Here is a 265-nt window from a genome sequence, read left to right on the forward strand (position 1 = left end):
CATCAGCATCAGTGAGCTGACACAACATCTGGATGTGTCTCACATGACCATACGCCGTGATATTGCCAAGCTGGAGGCCGATGGCCGGGTAATGTCAGTTTCTGGTGGCGTGCAGTTGTCAGAGTCCATTCACATCGAGCTGCCCCACGATGATAAAATTGCCCAGCAACGGGATGAAAAAGCCAGGATCGGGCAACATGCGGCCAGCTACATCAAGCCTCACAGTACGATTTATCTGGATGCGGGAACCACGACGCTGGAAATT

At 52.5% G+C, this 265-nt stretch carries 1 protein-coding gene; it reads left to right on the forward strand.

The features are described from left to right. Position 1: 1 nt before the first annotated feature. Positions 2-265 (forward strand): DeoR family transcriptional regulator (locus ACYP03_RS26545; protein ID WP_459782747.1); only part of this gene is annotated, 264 nt, incomplete at its 3' end.

The sequence above is a fragment of the Photobacterium sp. R1 genome, from assembly GCF_054600795.1.